Here is a 22,357-nt window from a genome sequence, read left to right as displayed (position 1 = left end):
AAAGATATTCCTCTCCCCAAATTTGTCCATTTTTGTCATGATAAGGTTGATATACATCAATAAATTCTGACTGTTAGAATGTTGATGCATCATTTAGAAAAGAAAACGTGATCAGATAATCATGTGCTATTCTGCTAGCAAAGTTATAAAAAAGAGATAAACGTTATGTTTGAAGCTGTTATTGCTGATGTCCAAGCTAGAGAAATCTTAGATTCTCGAGGGTACCCTACTTTACATGTTAAAGTGACCACCAGCACAGGCTCTGTTGGAGAAGCTCTCGTGCCTTCAGGAGCATCCACAGGAAAAAAAGAAGCTCTAGAACTTCGTGACATAAATTCTCCTCGTTATCAGGGTAAAGGAGTCCTTCAAGCTGTAAAAAATGTAAATGAAATTCTTCTTCCTCTTGTGAAGGGCCAAAATGTTTTTGAACAAGCACTAATTGATTCTCTCATGATCGATGCGGACGGCTCTGCTAATAAAAAAAATCTAGGAGCTAATGCTATTTTAGGAGTATCTCTTGCAGCGGCACATGCTGCAGCGGCAACTCTTCGAAGGCCCCTATATCGTTATCTAGGAGGATGCTTTGCTTGTAGTCTTCCTTGCCCCATGATGAATTTAATCAACGGTGGTATGCATGCTGATAACGGTTTAGAATTTCAAGAATTTATGATTCGTCCTATTGGAGCATCTTCAATACAAGAAGCTGTTAACATCGGAGCTGATGTCTTCCATACTCTGAAAAAACTCCTCCATGAAAGAGGCCTTTCTACTGGAGTTGGTGATGAAGGAGGATTTGCCCCTAACCTGGGCTCCAATGAAGAAGCTTTAGAATTACTGCTCCTTGCTATTGAAAAAGCTGGTTTTGTTCCCGGGAAAGACGTGTCTTTAGCATTAGATTGCGCGGCATCTTCATTTTATAATGTAAAAACAGCTACTTATGATGGACGACACTATGAAGAGCAAATCCAAATTCTTGCTAATTTATGTGATCACTATCCTATCGACTCAATAGAAGATGGCCTTGCTGAAGAAGACTATGACGGTTGGGCCTTGTTGACTGAAGTACTTGGAGAAAAAGTCCAGGTTGTTGGTGATGATCTCTTCGTTACAAATCCAGAATTGATATTAGAAGGCATTAGCAACGGACTCGCAAACTCGGTACTGATTAAACCAAATCAAATAGGCACACTTACTGAAACTGCCTACGCGATCAAGCTTGCACAAATGGCGGGTTATACTACAATTATCTCTCATCGTTCTGGAGAAACAACAGATACCACAATAGCAGATCTTGCAGTTGCTTTTAACGCTGGTCAAATCAAAACAGGATCGCTATCACGCTCTGAGCGCATCGCAAAATATAATAGACTCATGGAAATCGAGCAAGAATTGGGATCTGAAGGAATTTTTACTGATTCCAATATATTTGCTTATGAAGAGTCTGCAGATTAATCTGACTGGATCTATATACTCTTTACAAATTTAAAATAATGATTCTCTGATCTAATTCCTTTTTCTAACTTAATGCCTATTTTTAAATAGGCAAAGTTTTCTTTTGTATTAAAAATAATAAAAAATACATCTACCTCCTTCAAAACTCCCAACAATTACAATACTTGTAATTCTTCATATATACTGCTATAAACTTATGGCTTGCAAATAAATTCTCCTTATAAATCTCGCAACCCAAAGGTAAATATGAAAGGAGTACAACACATTCTAACCTCAAGGTTATCTCAGATTAGTTTTTGGATGCTGATGTTTACATCGTATACTATTTCTGGTCTTTCCTACGTAATTACAGACAAACCAGAAAACAATTTCGAGTCTACTTCAGCTGTAAAATGGAATTATTGGGGGCAAACAACTTTATCAAGACTATCAAATAAAAAAGCATCTGCAAAAGCTGTTTCAGGAGATGGTTCTATAACTGTTGGTGTTGTGAAAGATATTTGGTCCCGCACTTATGCTGTCAAATGGAATTATTGGGGCACTAAGGAACTTCCTACTAGTTCTTGGGTAAAAAAATCTAAAGCAACAGGGATTTCTTCTGATGGATCTATAATTGCAGGGACTGTTGAAAATGAGTACGGTCAAACTTTCGCAGTAACTTGGAAAGATAATGAAATGTGTTTACTTCCTTCTAACTGGGCGGTGAAATCCCAAGCTAATGGAATCTCTTCAGACGGATCTATAATTGTGGGGACAGCTCAAGATGCTTGGTTACGAACATTTGCTGTAAAGTGGGAAGGAGGTGAAGCTAAGGTTTTACCTATAGGATGGTCCGTTAAGTCTATTGCAAATTCTGTATCCGCAAATGGGAAAGTGATAGTAGGATCGATAAAAGACTCTGCTGGAGTTTCTTATGCTGTGAAATGGGAAGGGAATACCGTTACACATTTGGGAACCTTAGGAGGGTACTCCGCAGTTGCCAAAGCAGTATCAGATAATGGAGAAGTGATTGTAGGGAGATCAGAAACATATTACGGAGAAATTCATGCTTTTTCTTGTAAAAACGGTATTATGAAAGATCTTGGGACCTTAGGCGGGAACTACTCTGCCGCTAAAGGAGTTTCAGCAACAGGCAAGGTCATTGTTGGGATGTCCACAACAACCGATGGGAAATTGCATGCATTTAAGTATGTCGATCATCAAATGATTGATTTAGGAGAATATAATTGGAAAGAGTCCTGTGCCAATGCTGTATCTATTGATGGAGAAGTCATTGTTGGAATAGAAGAGAATTAAAAATCTCTAGTTTATATTTATTATTAAAATTTTATTAGTTACGTGCGAGACAAAAGCTATCCGCTGGCCGTCTGTAAGAAGGGGAGTTAATTAGGGATGATTTATAACAACTCGTATCTTTAATATGCGTCATTAATATCGATTCACCTTGTTTAACTCCCTAACTTAGATTTATTCGTCCATATGAAATAGATATGCACGGTTACCTTGAGTCTTGGTTTCTAGGGAACCAACAATAGCTTTCCCATTACTAGATATTGCATAAGCTTGGGCTTGTTCTCCTCCAAAAGCTGTTAAATCAATCATTTGGCCTTCAATATATTTAAAAGGGTGTTCTTCTCCATTAGCAGTTGTTGAAAACCCTACAATAGTCTTTCCATCTGCGGAAACTCCTGTTGCTGTAGAATAGTCCCCTCCAAGGGTTCCTAAATCTGTCATAGTTTCATTTTCATAAACAAAAGCATGGATATCACCATTACTTATTGCAGACCACCCTACAATGACCTTTCCATTTGCAGATACTGCCTCTGCAGATGCTACATTACCTCCAAGAGTTCCTAGACTATATACAGAATTTTTTTCCCATTTTATAGCAACAATGTCATTACGAGCAGCTTGGCCTTTCCCTACAATGACACGATTATCATCGGAGATAGCATTAGCTTCAGCCCATAGGCCTAAGGGTAATAGCTTGAGTTTAGAAATTTTTCCTTCTTCCCACTTCACAGGCATCTGTAATCCTTTGAGTTCTCCGGAAGACGTTGCAGAGACTCCTACAACGACACGACCATCTCCAGATACCGCTTTTGCTATAGAATACGTTCCCCCAATGGTTCCGAGGTCTTCCATTATTCCATCTTGATAAATAAAGGCATGAATATGACCTGATTTCGTTTCTGACCATCCTACAATGACTTTTCCATTCTTGGATATTCCTTCTGCAGAAGAAGTTTCTCCTCCCAAGGTTCCTAAATGTATTAGCGATTGGTGTTCCCATCTTATAGCAGTTACACTATCGTAACTTGGACCGGACGCTCCTACTACAATATTGCCATTTCCGGAGACTGAATATGCTTCGGACCATCCTTCTTGACTAAGAATCTCAAGGTCGATAAAAGAATAATCTCTCGATATTTCTGTAGATTGCTCATACAATGATTTGTGAAAAGTATTTGCATACATGATGTTAGAACAAGCTATTACACAAAATATTGCTAAAAAAAGCGATCGCAATTGCAAATGACCTAATATTTCTATCATCCTACTCATATCTAAACCTAAATTTTTAAATATGTTAATCCAACTTAGAACCAACATTTGGTTAAACGGCTTATAGTTATAAAGATAAGAAACAAGAATTGCTAGAAGAAACTAAAAATATTTTTTGTCTTGCCACACTTTTGACATTCAAAAGATAAGAAGCCACAATCTACCGTTCGGTAGATTGTGGCAAACAGGGGTTTTCTTAATAAAGAATATTAGGTTGTTTAGAAATTAAGATTATAACTACTTTGACTGATTAAACTTACAGCCCCGGTAATAGGCTGTTGGTTCATAGATACCGATAATGTTACTAGTTGTTGTTTCTCTAATTCGTAGTACATAGCAAGAGAAGCAAAAGGTCGTAAAGCAACCCTTTCAGAATTCTCTAAAACAAAACTGCCTAAATCAGACACCGATCCTGCAAATTCATCTAGATGAACACTAAGATCTTGCTCTAAACCTAGGGTAGCTACTGTTCTTATTGCAGAATTCAACGAAGCAAACACCTGGGCACCGATAAAACCTGTAGCAGCCGAGTATCCTACAGATTCATAGTTTACAGGGAACAGTACATTCTGTTCAGCATACCCTTCCCTGTTGACATGAAAGGCTTGTATTCCCATGAAAGGTTGCATAACAACAGCATTCCCCATAGCGAAATCATAGTGTCCTAGCAATTGTCCTCCAAATCCAGAAAAAGTGCTTTTCCCTAAACCTTGTTCTGTATAAGGAAGAGTTGCACGCTCTACTATTGCATCTTGAGCACCATAGCTAAGAGCTACTTTGACACTGGCTTTGGGAGCCGAAGTAAAATACCAATCCATAAAAGCTCCTGTTAACAACTGTTGCTGTTGCCAGTTACCATATACTTGAGAATTATGGCGGACAAAAGTTCCGCTTTGTATATCGTTTCGCATCCCAGAATTATACTTTAAAGTCTTTGCTTTCACATATTCAAGAGATGGAACTACTGAAGATACACTACAGAGTTTCCTACTATGTTGTGTAAGTAACTTTTGGATTTTCACTTGATTGTTTTTCAATGAACAATATGTGTTGTCTACATCTATCATTTTAATCGGAATCTGACTAGTTACAACCCTATCATTTCCCTCTACAGGAGTGGGACTTGGATTTTGAAAACGACACATAAATGCGTGCCAGTCTCCCGATTGTGTTTGTGCTTTGCCAACCACTACACTACCGTTTCCAGATAGACCCTGAGCATAAGATTCGCTACCACCTAAAGTCCCTAAATCTACCATTTTACCATCTGCATATCGAAAGGCGTGACTCCTATAACTAGAATCGCTAGATACACCAACAACGACAGCACCATCTGAAGATACTGCCCGAGCTAAGGAATACGAACCTCCGAGTGTACCAAGATCAACCATATTCCCATTTTTACAAGCATAAGCATGTATTTCATGATCTGCAGTCTCAGCACCTCCTACAATGACAGTGCCATCTGTTGAAATGGCGTTTGCAAAAGATTTATTCCCTCCTAAATTACCAATAGGGGTGATCTGATCGTCTATCCACTTCACTGCGGTTTCTTGCCAGTTAATGTTTACTACAGTTCCTACAATTACAGAACCATCACCAGTGACTCCATTAGCATAAACATTTACAGAATCTACAAAAGCAGGAAGCTGTGTAATTACTTCATTATCCCATTTCAGAGCACTCGAAACTCCAAGATAGATATGACCATTACCGACAATAACGCTTCCGTCTGAAGAAACGGCTGCTGCTGAACCTTCAAGACCCCCTGGAGGCAGGGGAAGCCTTGAAATCTTTCCATTTACCCATTTTACAGGAACACTTCCCAACATAAAATTATAGCTTGTGCCTACAATAATACTTCCGTCCGGAGTAATTGCCTGAGGAAGCGGTGATGATTGAAGATCTAAAGCTTCTAAAACTTGCAATTGTCCATTTATGTACTGGAATCCAATACCAACCGCAAAGGGATCCTCAGAAGATTTCATTCCGATAATGATTTCGCCATTTTCAGAAACTCCTGTCGCTTGAGTAGACATCCCCGGAGCTCCCGCTATATCAACAAGATTGTTTGCAAAAGATGTGGGAACTGCTGTTAATACAAATGCTGTTACCCAAAGATCCCTTCGACAAATCCATCTATTCAGGATTTTCATAAATTTCATATGTAACCTAACTTTTTTAAAGGTTTCGGATCCGCTTAAACACCGTAATGGCAATGCAGAATTTTTGACTATACTCATATTAAGACAGGGCTGCAAGTACGAAGAATCCTTTTCATATGACATTGTAGGGTATATTTACATTAATAAATGTTTAACTTTTAATGATATAAACTACAAAAACAAAGTAAAATATTTTTTATTAAAATCCTAACGAATACCTGAGATCACTAGAAAAACCCATATCTCCTTTTAGAGGTTGCTGTGTGACCATCAAGGCAAGATTTATAGATTGTAGATGAGGTAGTTCGCAGTTTATACGCATTGCCGCGAATGCTCTTGTATTAGTGATATCTAGTTCTTCAAAAGCAAACTTACTAACAGAAGTTATAGATCCAGAAAATTTATCGCTGTGAGAAGCTAAATTCTGTTGTAGTCCCATACGTGTGTCTATATTTAAATGTGGCAAGAAAGCTATGTGAGATCCTAATCCTAGATAAGCTACCCCTGCCGCATATTTTATAGGATCATAATGGACAGAAAAATTAACATTGTTTTCAGTATATTCTGCTCTTTTAATCTGTACAAATTGCAATCCTAGGAAGGGTTGAAATTGGATTCCTCCGTTCAAATCTTGAGTATAACGTCCTTCTAACTGAGCTTTGACTCCTTCAAAATGACTTTCTCCTCTACCTGCTTCTGTATTTTCCAATTTCTCTCTCGTGATCGTAGCTTTCTGTTTACCATAACCAAAAGATGCTTTCAAACTCCATCCTAAAGCATCAAAATCACGCCAACTAATAAAGGCTCCCATCCATAGTCGATTATGATGCATATTAAAATTATTGGGAACATGGGAACTAAAATTACGATCTAGAAATAGGCCTAAACGATATTCTGGACGGATTTTGTATACTATACCGACATATTGTGCCGCTAAATTGCTAGGAATCTTTTGTAAAGCATTCACGTAAAGTCCAGCACCAAAAGCTATGTTATTCCTTCCAAACTCTGTACACTCATGATCCGATGTCGTCTGTAACATCATATTCTGTAAATTAAATAAGGAAATAAGCTGATGACGGTTTCCTCTCAAAGCCTCATAGGTATTGTCAAGATCAACAAGTCCTCCTGATGAGAAAACAGTATAACACATAAATGCATGCCAACTACCGTCAGCAATTGTTGATCTTCCTAAGATAACTTTACCGTCTGCAGATATTGCGTTAGCTGTAGAATTTGGGCCTCCTAAAGTCCCTAAATCTAACATGACGCCATTATAGTACTGAAAAGCGTGTGTCAGTTTTTCTGCTGTACTCGCACTTCCTATAATGACAGCACCATCACTAGACACTCCCGTTGCTGTAGAATTTGGGCCTCCTAAAGTCCCTAAATCTGTCATTTGGCCATCTTTATACATATAAGCATGTGATTCTTGAACTCCATCAATTACAGTCGTTGTATTAGCAGCGCCAACAATCACTTTTCCGTCACCAGAAATACTGAGTCCTACAGAAGCATCACCGCCTAACGTCCCTAGGGAGGTGGCAATATTGTTTTCCCATTTCACAGCAACGCTTTTACCTGTAGCTTTATTTATAGTCCCGACGATGATAGAACCGTCATCAGATACCGCATAAGCATAAGAGGCCTTAGAGCCTTCTGTAAGATCTGCCAATTGTGTAGGTGTGGTTCCTCCATTTTTCCACGCAACAGCCTTAAATTCCCCAGATGTATTATTGGAAAAGCCTACTATAACTTGTTTGTCTTTAGAAATTGCATGAGCTTCAGTATGAGTTCCTCCTGTGATTCCAGTTAGTGGTGTTAGAGTGCCGTCAGCAGCCCATTTAGCACCGTTGTACTTCCCTGCACCACCTATCCTACATGTCCCTACAATGACATTGCCATCGTATGATATGCCATACGCATAACCACTTTCATTGGACACCTCTACATTAAGTATTGATAGTGTCTGAGTAGACAAGTCATATTTAAACGGCTGATATTGTGCTGGATTCGATCCAACTTTACGAAGTGTGCCAACAGCAATAGAACCATCTCCTGAAACATATTCTATAATTGGTTCTGTATTTATGTTTAAATCTATCAGTTCATTTGCGAAGGATTGACAATTAAGAACTACTAAGACTAAGGTCCAAGCAAACCATTGACAAAGATGGTTGTGTGAAACACTTTTCCATAATTCTCGATGTAGGCTCACGATAGACTCCTTGTTTGTTTTCAGAATACAAAACAGATCTCTAAAAATACTAATACATACGTATTACAATTAAAAAATAAAAGCCTTAATGAAATTAATTTTCTAGATAATGGAATATCAACTTGAGTTGAAGCACGCAAAAAATAATATTTCTGTCGAATAGAAAATCAAAATAAAAATAAGATCTATATTGTAAATGCTTGGTGTCCTTAGCTCTAAAAAGAATAAAAGAAATAGTAGATGTCTCCTTAAGCAAATTTTTTTATACTAAGCAAGAAACAAAACACTAGAGGAAAGACGTTCCCTCTCAAGGACAAAAGCCTTAAGAATAGAACGCCGTAACACCCATGATCCCTTTTACTAAAACAATAGGGTTCCGTTTGTGGTTGGCTTGCGCCATTGCTATTATTGCACCTCTAGGGATCAATATTATCTGGTTAAATCTAGACCAATACCGCTCTACAGTAACTTCTATTTCTAATGCGCTAAGAGAAAACGCTGCCTTTAAAGCCAATACTCTAACTCAAATCGTGCCTTTAAATATTGATGTTTTGTCTCTGTTTTCTGATGTTTTAGATTTAGACGCTGGCATCCCCGACACACCAAACGTTCCTCTTAGCAATGAGATGAAAAAAGTATTTCAAGGAACCTATGATGAAATCTCTCTAGTTAAGATATTCCCTAATGGAAATAAGATTGTTGTTGCTTCTAGCGTTCCTGAATGTCTAGGAGAAAATTATAATCATAAAATAGACATTCCTGAAGGGTCTTCTTTTTTAGCAGCTCTAAAACAATCTGCTAAAAATCACGAGATCTTTTCTGTAATGCAAGCCAATCTCTTTGATAGAAAAACGCAGGAATTACAAGGAGTTTTATATACTACTTTCAGTGCAGAAAACTTACTCAAAGATCTTCTGATAAATAAACAGGATTATTTGACTGTAAAAACTGCTATTCTTTCAAAGCATGGAGTGATCTTAAAAGCTTCAGATCCTGCTCTATATTTACATACAGTCTACCCCGATGTAACGAAAGAGGAGTTCTGCCAAGTCTTTCTTAATGACGATCCCTGCCCTATAAATTTAGAGTTAAGCTCTCTAACCCTATCTCCTCTTGAAATTGGAAAAAATTTCTATTCATTTAAAATCAAAAATAAAGAGGTTTGGGGTTGTATCGAAGATGTGCCTAATATAGATATTGCAGTCCTTTCTTATGCTAAAAAAGAAGAGAGTTTCGCTCCTTTATGGCGTAGAGCTAGAATGTATACTGCATATTTCTTTTGTGTTCTTCTAGGAAGTTTTATTGCCTTTATTGTAGCAAAACGTCTCTCTCTGCCTATCCGCAAGCTTGCCACTGCTATGATAGAATCTCGGAAACATATCAATCACCCCTACACCGATGATTCTTTAGGCTTTGAAATCAACAGACTTGGCCATATATTCAATGCTATGGTTGCTAATCTCCATAAACAACAAGATCTTGCTAAGGCTAACTTCGCAATAAAAGAAAGTGCCCAAAACGCTCTTCTGTTAGGCGAGCAGGCACAACAGCGCCTTCTGCCTAACACCCTTCCTAGTTACCCTCATATAGAACTAGCAAAAGCTTATATCCCTGCTATCACTGTAGGCGGAGATTTTTTCGACGTTTTTGTTATAGGAGAAGGCATGGCATCACGTTTATTTCTTATTGTTGCTGATGCTTCAGGAAAAGGCGTGAATGCTTGCGGATATTCATTATTTCTAAAAAACATGCTAAGAACATTTCTTTCTTCCTGCTCATCTCTACAAGAAGCAATTCAAAAAACTTCTTATTTATTTTATAACAATACAAAAAGCTCTGGAATGTTCGTAACCCTCTGTGTGTATTGTTATCATCAAGCTCATAATACCATGGAATACTATTCTTGTGGCCACCCTCCCGCGTGTTACCTCAAACCTAATGGCGATACTTCATTACTATTTCACCCTGGTATGGCTTTAGGATTTCTTCCTGAAGTTTCTCATATTAACTCAAAGTCATTCCAGCCAGAACCAGGATCTCTCTTTATTCTATATTCTGACGGCATTACAGAGGCCCATAATAGTAGCAACGAGATGTTCGGTGATGAGCGATTACAAAGCTGCATTCAGACATTGAAAGGAAAGAGTGCTGCTGATGCTATGCAAAACTTGATGTTAAGCGTAAAAACTTTTGTAGGAAATTCACATCAACATGATGACATCACCTTATTAGTTTTAAAGGTATTAGAATCATGAAACAAACCTTTACAAAACGCGTCTTATTCTTTTTCTTTTTAGTAATCCCAATTCCTCTATTGCTCAATCTCATTGTTGTAGGCTTTTTCTCATTTTTTGCAGCTAAAGCAAACGCGGTACAAGTTCTCCACACCCAAGCCACTAATTTAAGTATCGAATTTGAAAAGAAATTGAGTATCCACAAGCTTTTTCTCAACCGACTTGCTAACACTCTAGCTTTAAAAGCGTATGCCTATGGTTCTGGAGAGCCTTATAATGAAGCATACAATGAAATCATGGCACTATCAGATACAGAATTTTCTTTATGCCTTATAGACCCTTTGGACGGATCGATAAGGACTAAAAGCCCTGGAGATCCTTTTATTCGTTATCTAAAACAACATCCTGAAATCAAGAAAAAACTATTTGCAGCTGTAGGGAAGGCCTTTCTTTTGACAATTCCAGGTAAGCAACTTCTACATTATCTTATCCTTGTTGAAGATATCGAATCTTGGGATTCTCCAACTAGCTCGGGGCTTCTCGTAAGCTTCTACCCGATGTCTTTTTTACAGAAAGACTTATTCCAATCCCTACATACTACAAAAGGAAATATCTGCCTTATAAACAAGTACGGCGAAGTCCTCTTCTGTGCTCAGAATTGTGGTACTCCCTCAGTATTTTCCCTAAATCTTCCTGGTCTACCTCAACTCCAATCAAGAAGTACCTTTGCTGTGGAGATTCAAAAAGCTCCCCCGATACTTGAGGGAGAGAACCTCGTCAGTATGATAATTAATAATAAACGCTATATAGGGCTGATTCTAAACAAAATTCCTATTCAAGGGACGTTCACACTATCTTTACTTCCTATTTCTGATCTTGTGTATTCAACATTGAAAGTTCCTCTCAATATTTTCGTATTTTATGTACTTGCCTTTCTACTCATGTGGTGGATTATCTCTAAAATCAATACAAGACTGAATAGGCCCTTACAAGAACTCACCTTTTGCATGGAAGCTGCATGGCGAGGAAATCATAATGTACGCTTTGAACCTCAACCTTATGGTTATGAGTTTAACGAACTAGGAAACATTTTTAACTGTACTCTCCTTCTTTTGTTAAATTCTATCGAGAAAGCAGATATTGATTACCAATCAGGAGAAAAATTACAAAAAGAATTGGGGATTTTATCTTCTTTGCAAAATGCTCTTCTAAGTCCTGATTTTCCTGTATTTGACAAAGTTACCTTCAGCTCACGACATCTCCGTGGCAAGCTATTATCAGGCCACTTTAATGGCTGGGTAATCCGAGATAATGGTCATATACTTCTGGGAAGTATAGGTCTCGCTGGTGATGTTGGCCTTCCTTCATATCTTTATGCTTTATCAGCACGAAGTCTTTTTCTCGCCCACGCTTCTTTAGATTCTTCATTACTAACAATCAGCAAAGACACTATTGAAAGTTTCTCAAAAACTACAGAAGGAAATGAGGCTACCGTCGCTATGACTTTCATTAAATATTTAGAACAGGATAGCTCTTTGGAGCTTCTTTCTTTAGGGGAAGGAGCTCCTACTATGTTTTTACAACGAGGAGAATCTTTCAGTCGCCTTCCTTTAGAAACTAAGCAAACTGTAGAACCTGGTGATCGTCTTATCTGTGTGACTGGCAGTCTAGATATTATCAATTACTTTTCTCATCTTCCTATTGAAGCCCTCTTAAAAGATCCCTTAGATCCCCTAAACACAGATAACCTGATTGATTCTTTAACAATGATGTTAAACAATGAAACGCAACACTCTGCAGACGGCACTTTGACTATCCTTTCATTTTCATAATCGCTATTTCGATTTAAAAATTACTATCCAAGCCAAGAAAAATAGTAGCATAGGATATCAGTGACAGAAACGCTTATTCGTGGTACAGAAAACTAATACCTCCAAAATTATCTTCTATATTTTATGTCTCGTTTGGATATTGCTATTTTCGATTCTATAATCTCCAATCAGCCTCAAAGTTCTCTTGAGGAAACTCTCTGTTCTGAAGATACTCTGTTGTTTAAAGCATACCGCACTACAGCGCTACAATCTCCTTTAGCAGCCAAGAACCTAAACACTGCTCGTAAAATAGCTAACTATATCCTAGCAGAAAATGGTGAAATCGACACAGTGAAGCTGGTTGAAGCAATTCATCACCTATCAAAATGCACCTATCCCTTAGGACCGCATAGACATAACGAAACAAAATCTCGAGAACATATTCTTAAGATGCTCAAATTACTAAAAGAAGATCCGCAATTAAAGGATAGCATCAAGACTCTGTTTATTCCTTCTTACACTACAATCCAAAGTTTAATTCGTCATACATTAGCTTTAGAGCCTAAAACAGTGCTCTCTACTATTCACGTGCGCCAAGCCGCACTCACAGCCCTCTTTACCTACCTTCGCCAAGATGTAGGTTCCTGTTTTGCTACAGCACCTGCAATTCTTATTCACCAAGAGTATCCTGAACGTTTTCTTAAAGATATCAATGACTTACTTACTAGTGGAAAGCTCTCTAGAATTGTAGGTACAAGAGAAATCACTGTTCCTATAAATCTATCAGGATGCATTGGAGAACTTTTCAAACCATTAAGAATTCTCGATCTTTATCCTGATCCCCTTGCGAAGCTTTCTGGATCTCCAGGGCTACAAAAGGCCTTTACAGCTGCGAATCTTATTAACACTCTTAGTGATCCTCAAATACAAATCCAGCAACTTCTATCTCATGAATACTTGATGCAAAAATTACAAAATATCCATGAAATCCTAACAGCACATGACATTATTAAATCAACATTACTACACTACTATCACCTTGATGAAAGCACTGTGCGAGTGACTTTCTTTAAAGAAGGCTTGTATAGTAAAGAACAAATACTATTCTCGACACAACATCCCCGAGAACTTTCAGAAATGCAAAGGGTTTATCATTACTTAAATGCTTATGAAGAAGCTAAGTCTGCATTTATCCATGACACTCAAAATCCCTTACTGAAAGCTTGGGAATATACTTTAGCAACTCTTGCTGATGCGAGTAAGTCTACAACCTCTGATCATATCCGCATTGCTTTGGGCTGGCAAAATACAGATCCTCATAGTCTTCTTGCTCTAATACAAAACTTTGTTGAAGAAGAAATAAAACACATCCAGCTTTTAGTACAACAGAGCGAACAAACCTATCACGAAGCTCGTGCCCAGTTAGACTATATTGAAAGTCGTATGCGCAATCCTTTAAATAATCAAGATAGCCAAATTTTGAGTATGGACCACATGCGCTTTCGGCAAGAACTCAACAAAGCGCTTTATGAATGGGATAGCGCTCAAGAAAAAGTAAAAAAGTTCTTGCATCTTCCTGATTTTCTACTTTCCTTTTATACAAAACAAATACCGCTATACTTTCGTAGTTCTTACGATGCTTTTATTCAAGAGTTTGCTCATCTCTATGCAGATACTCCTGCAGGATTTCGTATACTTTTCACTCATGGACGGACGCATCCGCACACATGGTCTCCTATCTATTCTATCAATGAATTTATAAGTTTTCTCTCAGAATTTTTCACTTCTACAGAGTCTGATCTTTTGGGCAAACACGCTGTTGTAAGTCTCGAGAAAGAGACTTCTCGGCTAGTTCATAACATTACTGCTATGCTACACACAGATGCTTTTCAAGCAGCCGTCCTTACGAGAATCTTAGAAGCTTATAAACTTCCTGTGCCTCCATCTATTTTACATAATTTAGATCAGCTATCGCAAACCCCTTGGGTCTATGTTTCTGGGGGAACAGTTGATACGCTTCTTGCTGATTATTTTGAAACTGCCGAGCCTCTGACTATTATAGAAAAGCATCCCGAAAATCCTCATGAATTAGCTGCTTTTTTTGCAGACGCTCTTAAAGATCTACCTACGGGAATTAAAAACTACTTAGAAGAAAGTTCCCACTCTCTGCTTGCATCATCACCAACCCATGTCTTTTCTATAATTGCAGGATCTCCCCTGTTCAGAGAAGCCTGGGATAACGATTGGTATAGTTATACTTGGCTCCGCGATGTGTGGGTAAAGCAACACCAAGATTTTCTTCTCAAGACTATTTTATCTCAGCAAAGTATTTATGCCTTTATAGAAAATTTTTGTAAAAAATGTGCTCTGGAAAATGTTGTACATGACTTTCATGATTTTTGTTCTGATTATACATTAACTCTTCCTGAACTCTATGATAAAGGAACTCGTTTTCTAACCTCCTTATTTTCTAAATATAAGAACGCGGCTCCAATATATATACGTCGTTTTTTACATCATATGGTCAATGAGGTTCCTTACATTTCAGAACAGCAACTGCCTGAAGTTTTAGAAAATATCTCTTCATATCTCGGAATTTCATCAAGAATTACCTATGATAAATTCCGTTCATTAATTGAGAAATCTGTACCTAAAATGACCTTACTTTCCTCAGCAAAACTGAGACACCTTTACAAAGGTTTATTAATGGAGAGCTACCAAAAGATCTATACCGAAGAAGATATGTATCTTCGGCTAGCCTCGGCAATGAGACACCACAATCTTGCCTATCCAGCTCCTTTACTTTTTGGTGATAGCAACTGGCCTTATATCTATTTTGGATTTATTCTAAACCCCGGCACAGAGGAAATAGATCTTTGGAAATTTAATTATGCAGGTCTGCAGGGACAGCCTTTGGATGATATCGAGGAACTTTTTTTAATATCTAAATCTTGGACTCTCTATGCAAATCCGATAGACTATGGTATGCCACCACCTCCAGGCTACCGCAGTCGTTTACCTAAAGAGTTTTTTTAAGTTATTTCTTCTTCTTAAAGAGAGCTGAAAGCAAATTTTTTAAAGAAAATTTTGAAACCTCGCGCCCCATAGCAGAAATACTCTCTGTTAAAGGAAGTTTTTTAGGACACACCCGCACACAGTTATGAGCTTGACCACAACCCTCAATCCCTCCTTTACCCATAAGAGTTCGCCATCTTTTTTCAGATTGCTTATCACCAGGATAAGTATTAAAATAACGAGCTTGAGAGATTGCTGCGGGACCTATAAAATCACTTTTATTGTCAATTTGAGGACACGCTTCTGTACAACAGCCACACGTCATACATTGCGATAAAACATAAAGAAGCTCCTGCTGTTCCTGAGTCACTTTTGGGCCAAAGGCCTCTCCTTCAATATCCGCAGCTACCCACCCCTGAATGCTTTGTAAGTTATCAAACATAATAGAACGATCAACAATTAAATCCCGAATCAAAGGAAATTTTGTAAGAGGAGCAAGTGTAATCTCACGGGATTGTGTTGCATCAATATATTCTTGAATAAGTGCTGTGCATGCTTGACGAGGCACTCCATTGACAAGAATAGAGCACGATCCACAGACTTCTTCTAAACATCCTTGTTCCCAAACCACAGGATCAACTTGCTTTCCCATCGTATTTATCGGACGCTTTTCAATTTCCATAAGCGCACTAATTACATTTTCCCCAGGGTGCAGAGTCAACTCGAAGCTCTCCCAGTATTGATTTCCTGGGATTCCTCTATAAATTTTTAAGATAAAGGTCTCAAAATTCTCCATGATCTTTCTCTTTCTATATAGGTAGACGGATGTTATCAGGAACATTCGTGAGTTCAATTTTCCCTACCGAAGATTTTGTATAGTCCCGAAGAGTAGGAGCTACGTGCCGAGTATCGACAGGAAGATAGGAAATTTCAGGTTCTTCAGGAGCATACAATGCTACTGTAGTCTTCAGCCAATGTTCATCATCTCGATTAGGAAACTCAGGTTTATAATGAGAACCCCGGAATTCATTACGTAGAAGAGCCCCCTTAGTAATCGCTAATGCTAGTTCTAACATCGGGCCCATTTGTCGCACAAAGTGAAATGACTTATTCGCAAATGGGGAGGAATCTTGAACAGAGACATTCTTCAATCGTTCACGAAATTCTTTTAGTTTGTCTATAGTTTCTTTTAGATCCTGATTATTTCGTTTTACTGTAACATTTCGCACCATAACTTTTGCAATTTCCTCATGCAAAGCAAAAATGTTCTCTTTTCCCGAAACAGATAAAAGACGTGAGTTTTCTTCTTTTTCCTGAAGTAAAGCACGATCAAAATCGCTGGATGTTGCCTGTGATCCACCAAAAGCCTCTATAAAACGAACTGCTTCATCCCCAGAAACAAGACCTGCAAACAGACAGGAAAGCAAAGAGTTAGCTCCTAAGCGATTCGCTCCGTGATACTGGAAATCAGATTCTCCGCAATTAAAACATCCAGGAATATTGGTCATCTGACGGAACCGACTGTCTCTGTCAGAATCATCAGCAGCAGGCCAATCTACCCAAGCACCACCCATAGAATAATGCACAGCAGGGAAAATTCTCATTGGCACAGTATTTGGGTCTTCTCCTGTGAATTTTTTATAGATATCTAAAACAACTTCCAACTTATGACGAGTTTTGGCAGGTAGATGAGTCACATCTAAATAGACTTCCATACGTCCATCGACCCCTAGTCCAGCCTCACATACACGTAAAATAGCCCGTGCACCTACATCACGGCTAACAAGATTGCCATAAGCAGGATACATATCTTCTAAAAAATACCATGGGCTTCCTGTCTCTCCACAAGGACGCTCAGAACCATCTGGAAATAAAATCTTTTTTGAAGAGTCTCCAGGTACCCAGACACGACCACCCTCACCACGTACAGACTCTGAGATTAACCGTAACTTATCCCTTCCAGGAATTGCTGTAGGATGAATTTGTATAAACTCTGGATTTGCATATGCCATCCCCTGTAAAAAAAGTCTACCGTTTGCAGCTCCTGTACAAAATGTAGAATTTGTCGACATCTTAAAAATAACTCCAGGACCTCCTGTAGCTATAATCACAGCATCCCCTTGTAAAACCTCCAAGCGATTATTAAATAGATTCATTAAAATAATACCACAAGCACGCCCAGAACAATCTTTAACTAAACGCACAAATTCATGATTTTCTCTTTTTATTACTCTACCGGTACTTTCTTTACGACGTACCTGCTCATCTAGGGTGTACATAAGCTGCTGTCCCGTAGAAGCTCCACAAAATACGGTACGATGGTATAATGTCCCTCCAAATCTACGAACATCTAAGTTTCCAGAGGGACCACGATTAAAAGGACAACCAAAATTATCTAGCATTTTAATAATTCGAGGTGCTGCAAGACACATTTCTAAGACAGGGGGTTGATCGGCAAGAAAATCGCCACCTTTAATCGTATCGTAAGCATGAACATAAGGAGAGTCCTTTTCTTCTGACTTCAGATTTAATGCAGCGTTGATACCTCCTTGGGCACACACAGAATGCGACCGCTTCACCTTAGTTAAGGATACGAGCTCTACAATAACCCCTAGGTTCGCTAACTGCATAGCTGCTGATAGCCCTGCCAATCCACCGCCAACAACGATTACTTTACGATTTTCATCCATATTCTATGCCACGTTATACAAATTCCAGATCACACTCAATCCCATAGCACTCACGACAACCATAGCGAGATAGCACAACACACGTACAAGTGCTTGCAACTTTAGAGAAATCACAATACCCCATCGAGAGCAAAAGGTCCACAATCCATTAAATCCATGAAATGCTGCTGCGATGACTAAAATAGTATAAAGTAATGCTACCGCTAGAGATCCTAGAGCATCACGAACTACATAAAGAAACGCGGTTCCTGCACTGGGAGTTAGCAGATAAAAGCTGTTTTCAGAAAATAACTGCATATCAACATCATCTAGAACAGCATGAGGCACCTCTATCATAGAAGCTCCTGGAGGAACATTCATAACTAAAAAATCTTTAGTTCCCTTGACAATAGCGTTATAGCGAGAGGGTTGTATAGCTACGGCATAATAGCTAGTGCCTTCAATATGCACATGAAGAGGATAACGAACAAACCGCAAATGGGCCACGTGAAAAGCAATCCCAAAGAGTAAAATCCAAGCTGTCCATCTTTGCCATGTGTAGGCATAATTTTTAGCATAAGGCAAATACGGTCGATTTCCTTCATTAACATAACAATTACTTTTGCCCTGAAAAAGATATACGGTACCAATAATCACATGACAAAGAAAAGGAAGGGCCAAGCAGACGACTTCGATAATTTTTAATCCAGGCACCCTATGGAAACTGTTCACCATAGCAATGAAACCCTTTCCTTCCGAAAAATAGGACGAGGCTAGCATATTGGTAAATAAATGCTCGCATAGGAATAAAGTAAAGGCTATGCCCGCTAGAGAGTGAACACAACGTAAAGCAAAAGCAAGATAATACTTAACTTTTTTTTGTGATGCCTCTGGGTAGATTTCGCGTCTCGACATTTTAAGCCTTTTATTCAAATGAAAATTAAACTCAACATAGAGACTAGTATCAAATTATGGGAAGTAATTTTTCATAAGAAACAGAAGCTTATAGGACAGAATGAAAAAATCATGTAATCCTGACAGGCTCCTAAAATTATTTTTAGCATCTTAAGAAGCGTAAGACATTCTCGTAAGCGATAGCTGCTAGTTCTTGTGAAGTTATCCCTTTTAAATTAGCAATGATATCCATTGTGTGGATCACATGAGCAGGCTCATTTTTCTTACCCCGATGAGGAACTGGCGAAAGAAAAGGGGCATCAGTTTCAATCAAAAGATGCTCCAAAGGAAGTTGAATAACTAGATCTCGCAAATCTTCAGCATTTTTAAAAGTAACGATACCGCTTATCGATATAAACCATCCCCACGAAATGAGCTCCTGAGCCTCTTCCAAGGTTCCCGTAAAGCAATGTAACATGCCAGGACATGCACGACTATCATTGTGATAATGCTGACTTAACATAGAGAAAAAATCACTAAAAGCACCTCGACAATGTACAACAAGAGGTAACTGATATTCTAAAGATAAATCTAAGTACCTTTGGAGAACTTTTTTTTGACGAGCCACTCCTTCTTCAGTAACTGCAAAATAATAGTCTAGGCCTACCTCTCCAATTGCCGCGAGTTTTTTACTATGAGCCGCAGCATGAAATGTTTTAAAGTTTTGTTCGATATCCTGATCTACATCTTGAGGAGGAGTCCCTCCCACATGGCAAAAGCGTATGTTAGAAAAACGTTCAGCATATGTAAAAGATCGACTCAACTCTTCTTCTGTTGTTGTGACATTAACAACTAAAGAAATTCCACAATCTTGGGCCCGCTGCAATACGGCATCAATATCTTGACAAAAAGCATCATCGGACAAGTGAACATGGGCATCAGCCAAATTCATGCGTAGTCCTCCTTAGTTAGACAAATTTTCAGAAAACTAGGGGTAGGGTACACTCTCTTGAAAATATCTTCACTAAAGAAGAATAATCTATAAAGAGCTAATAGCTTTTGAAAAACAATTATTACTATCTCAAGGTGAGGGCGCGTCTAAAAACCCGCCCCAAAATTTACCTTACAAATTGAAGAACTACATCCTCTAAAATATTCTGTGTAATTTTCTCAGGAAGCACAACAGGCGAAGAGTTGTCTGCTGGATAATAAACATAGGAAGGAACACTTGCTCTTCCCAAGCGAGCAAGTTCTTCTGTAATACCAGGATCTTTACGAGTCCAGTCTGCTTCTAAAGTAACAATGCCATGATTTTGAAATATTTTTTGAACACCATCTCCGTATAAAACAGGTTTATTCATCTGACAAGTCAGACACCATTTTGCTGTGAAGTTTACGAAAACAGGACGTCCCTGCGCTCGTAGTTTAGCAAGCTTTTCTAAAGAAAAGGGTTGCCATACGCCTTCCTCATCAACAATGACACTCATCTGAGGTTCGCTAAAATAACGAGAAGCTACCCAACTTAAAGACATCGCTCCCCCTATAAAGGCAAAAAATAATAAAGAAGCGCATAATCTTTGTTTTTTAGGAGATACAGGGCTCCCCCAACGACCTAAAATCCAGGCACCCAGTCCAGCAAGCCAAAGTCCTCCAAGAAGAACAACAACAGAAGTTGTACTTGTCTCGGAGCCAAAAATCCAGACTAACCAAGTGACTGTCGCTAATAACATAAACCCTGTGAGCTGTTTGAATGTGCTCATCCATCCTCCAGGTTTAGGAAGCATGGATAACATTTTTGGAAATACAGAAAAAACTAAATAAGGAGAGGCCATACCCAAGCCTATCGAGCTAAAAATCATAAGCTGAGAAATAAAAGATAACGACATCACTAAACCTAATACAGAACCTAAAAATGGTCCCGTACAAGGAGTTGTAACTAACGTAGCTAGAACACCATTAAAAAAAGACCCTACAGCCTTATTTTCCCTATTTTTAATCTCTGAAGACTGGAGCTTCCCTCCCAGATTTGCAAACATCGTTCCTATTTCAAAAAGCCCTAGTGAACTTAAAGCGAATAGGAAAAATACAATGACCAGTACGGCAACAAACATAGGTTCTTGGAGTTGAAATCCCCAACCTATATTATGACCTAAAATCTTAAGTAAAACAGCAATACCGGCTAATCCCCAGAAACAGCCTACAACACCTAAAGTAAACCATAAGCCATTAGCAATTACAGAAGACCGATGTTCTCCAGCAGACTTGATTAAACCATAGACCTTAAGCGTTACCAAAGGGAGAACACAGGGCATTATGTTTAAAAGTAATCCACCCAGAAATGCCATGATTAAAATCATTAAATACTGTGAAAATCCTGAAACAACAGCTCCCATTTCACCAAGAACCTCGCTATGAATTGTAAGCGATTCAATCGGACGCCCCTTATGGTCAGCAAGCAACAAAACTCCGTCAAGCTTCTCATTTTTTTGAAATTGAGGGAGATTTTTTACTTTTAACCTCCACACTGTTCCCTTTCCTTCACTATAAGAAGATTCTGCATAGGCAAAAAGTTTATCGGATTTTTCGGAAACAAACCAAGCTTTCGCAGCGTTTATCTTTTCAGGGATATTTAAAATGATCTCGTCCCCTTTTCTTGTTGCAACCTGAACGGAATGATCTTTTTCTAAAACACGAGGTTCTGCACGCAAAGTTTTACTAAATTCTGCATGTCTATCAGGATATAGCGAGGGCTCTTTCTCTTGATAAGGCAATGTTAACCTTAAACCTGCGTCTCCAGGTAAACAGCTATCCCCACAGGCCAACCATTCAACCCGAGCTCGTAATTCTACCTCTTGACCAGGAGTTAACCCCGGAGCAGGACGAATATCTGCGACAATAAGAGCCGAATCTTCGTAACCAAAAAATGTTGTACCATCTTCCTCAAATACCTTGGGAGTAGGCCAGTGCTCCTCTTCAACAACAAAATTCTCAGGTAACTGCCAGGAAATCTTAAGCGGACTCCCTACTTCTCCAGGATTCTTCCAATAGATATGACTCCCCTTAGAAGCGGTAATCTTGATTCCTACTCGAAATGTCTGTTGTCCAGGAATGTAACTGCCCTCCGAAAGAAACTCTGCACCTGGGTCAGCTAATTGCTGTCTAACTTCTTCACCATGGACAAACGCTAAACTTCCAGACAATACTGGAGAAGAAAGGAAGAGGGCTATCAATGCGGTTTGTAAAAATTGTTTGAATTTATTCAAAATAACACCGTGATTTGATAAATCAAGTTACTAATTATAAATTAATTATTAATTTAATTTTATATTCCATT

General features: G+C 38.6%; 13 protein-coding genes. 5 read left to right on the top strand and 8 right to left on the bottom strand.

Annotation, left to right across the window (positions count from 1 at the left end):
- The first annotated feature begins 165 nt into the window (after positions 1 to 165).
- Together eno and C834KP_RS03825 are read left to right on the top strand one after the other, a co-directional pair.
- Positions 166 to 1,452, top strand: a complete 1,287-nt coding sequence (gene eno / locus C834KP_RS03830) for a phosphopyruvate hydratase (RefSeq protein ID WP_108896852.1) — start codon at positions 166 to 168, stop codon at positions 1,450 to 1,452.
- Between the two features lie 306 nt (positions 1,453 to 1,758).
- Positions 1,759 to 2,748, top strand: a complete 990-nt coding sequence (locus C834KP_RS03825) for an HAF repeat-containing protein (RefSeq protein WP_231911680.1) — start codon at positions 1,759 to 1,761, stop codon at positions 2,746 to 2,748.
- 171 nt (positions 2,749 to 2,919) lie between these two features.
- Here C834KP_RS03825 and C834KP_RS03820 read toward each other — a convergent pair whose 3' ends face one another.
- From C834KP_RS03820 to C834KP_RS05390, 3 genes are all read right to left on the bottom strand, one after another.
- A complete protein-coding gene (locus tag C834KP_RS03820; RefSeq protein ID WP_108896850.1) occupies positions 2,920 to 4,017 on the bottom strand; it encodes an HAF repeat-containing protein in 1,098 nt (365 codons plus the stop codon).
- Positions 4,018 to 4,235: 218 nt separating this feature from the next.
- Positions 4,236 to 6,173 (bottom strand): autotransporter domain-containing protein, encoded by a 1,938-nt coding sequence (locus C834KP_RS03815; RefSeq protein ID WP_231911679.1) that lies wholly within the window; start codon positions 6,171 to 6,173, stop codon positions 4,236 to 4,238.
- Positions 6,174 to 6,381: 208 nt separating this feature from the next.
- Positions 6,382 to 8,400 carry an autotransporter domain-containing protein gene (locus C834KP_RS05390; RefSeq protein ID WP_157951047.1) on the bottom strand — a complete coding sequence of 673 codons (2,019 nt, stop codon included), beginning with the start codon at positions 8,398 to 8,400 and terminating at the stop codon, positions 6,382 to 6,384.
- Between the two features lie 347 nt (positions 8,401 to 8,747).
- Here C834KP_RS05390 and C834KP_RS03805 point away from each other — a divergent pair, with 347 nt between their 5' ends.
- The 3 genes from C834KP_RS03805 to C834KP_RS03795 all read left to right on the top strand — a co-directional run bounded on the left by C834KP_RS03805 (position 8,748) and on the right by C834KP_RS03795 (position 15,481).
- On the top strand, positions 8,748 to 10,655 hold the full coding sequence (locus C834KP_RS03805; protein WP_108896849.1) for a PP2C family protein-serine/threonine phosphatase: 1,908 nt from the start codon (positions 8,748 to 8,750) through the stop codon (positions 10,653 to 10,655).
- Positions 10,652 to 12,466: a PP2C family serine/threonine-protein phosphatase gene (locus C834KP_RS03800; protein WP_108896848.1), complete on the top strand. Its 1,815-nt coding sequence runs from the start codon at positions 10,652 to 10,654 to the stop codon at positions 12,464 to 12,466. Before C834KP_RS03805 ends, C834KP_RS03800 begins: the two co-directional genes overlap by 4 nt.
- Positions 12,467 to 12,589: 123 nt before the next feature.
- Positions 12,590 to 15,481 (top strand): hypothetical protein, encoded by a 2,892-nt coding sequence (locus C834KP_RS03795; RefSeq protein WP_108896847.1) that lies wholly within the window; start codon positions 12,590 to 12,592, stop codon positions 15,479 to 15,481.
- Between the two features lies 1 nt (position 15,482).
- Here the strand turns inward: C834KP_RS03795 and sdhB are convergent, their stop codons facing one another.
- From sdhB to C834KP_RS03770, 5 genes are all read right to left on the bottom strand, one after another.
- Positions 15,483 to 16,256 carry a succinate dehydrogenase iron-sulfur subunit gene (gene sdhB, locus C834KP_RS03790; RefSeq protein WP_162295477.1) on the bottom strand — a complete coding sequence of 258 codons (774 nt, stop codon included), beginning with the start codon at positions 16,254 to 16,256 and terminating at the stop codon, positions 15,483 to 15,485.
- A gap of 13 nt (positions 16,257 to 16,269) precedes the next feature.
- On the bottom strand, positions 16,270 to 18,150 hold the full coding sequence (sdhA, locus tag C834KP_RS03785) for a succinate dehydrogenase flavoprotein subunit (protein ID WP_108896846.1): 1,881 nt from the start codon (positions 18,148 to 18,150) through the stop codon (positions 16,270 to 16,272).
- Between the two features lie 3 nt (positions 18,151 to 18,153).
- The gene (locus C834KP_RS03780; RefSeq protein ID WP_108896845.1) at positions 18,154 to 19,044 is read right to left on the bottom strand and encodes a succinate dehydrogenase cytochrome b558 subunit; all 891 of its coding nucleotides are present in this window, start codon (positions 19,042 to 19,044) and stop codon (positions 18,154 to 18,156) included.
- Between the two features lie 142 nt (positions 19,045 to 19,186).
- Complete coding sequence (locus C834KP_RS03775; protein ID WP_108896844.1) at positions 19,187 to 19,975, bottom strand: TatD family hydrolase; 789 nt, start codon at positions 19,973 to 19,975, stop codon at positions 19,187 to 19,189.
- Between the two features lie 166 nt (positions 19,976 to 20,141).
- A complete protein-coding gene (locus C834KP_RS03770) occupies positions 20,142 to 22,286 on the bottom strand; it encodes a protein-disulfide reductase DsbD family protein (protein WP_162295476.1) in 2,145 nt (714 codons plus the stop codon).
- Positions 22,287 to 22,357: the final 71 nt, after the last annotated feature.

Origin of the sequence: Chlamydia serpentis, from assembly GCF_900239945.1 — a bacterium.
Classification (GTDB): domain Bacteria; phylum Chlamydiota; class Chlamydiia; order Chlamydiales; family Chlamydiaceae; genus Chlamydia; species Chlamydia serpentis.
The sequence above is the reverse complement of the archived record's forward strand: the minus strand, read 5'-3'. Positions and strand labels throughout refer to the sequence as shown.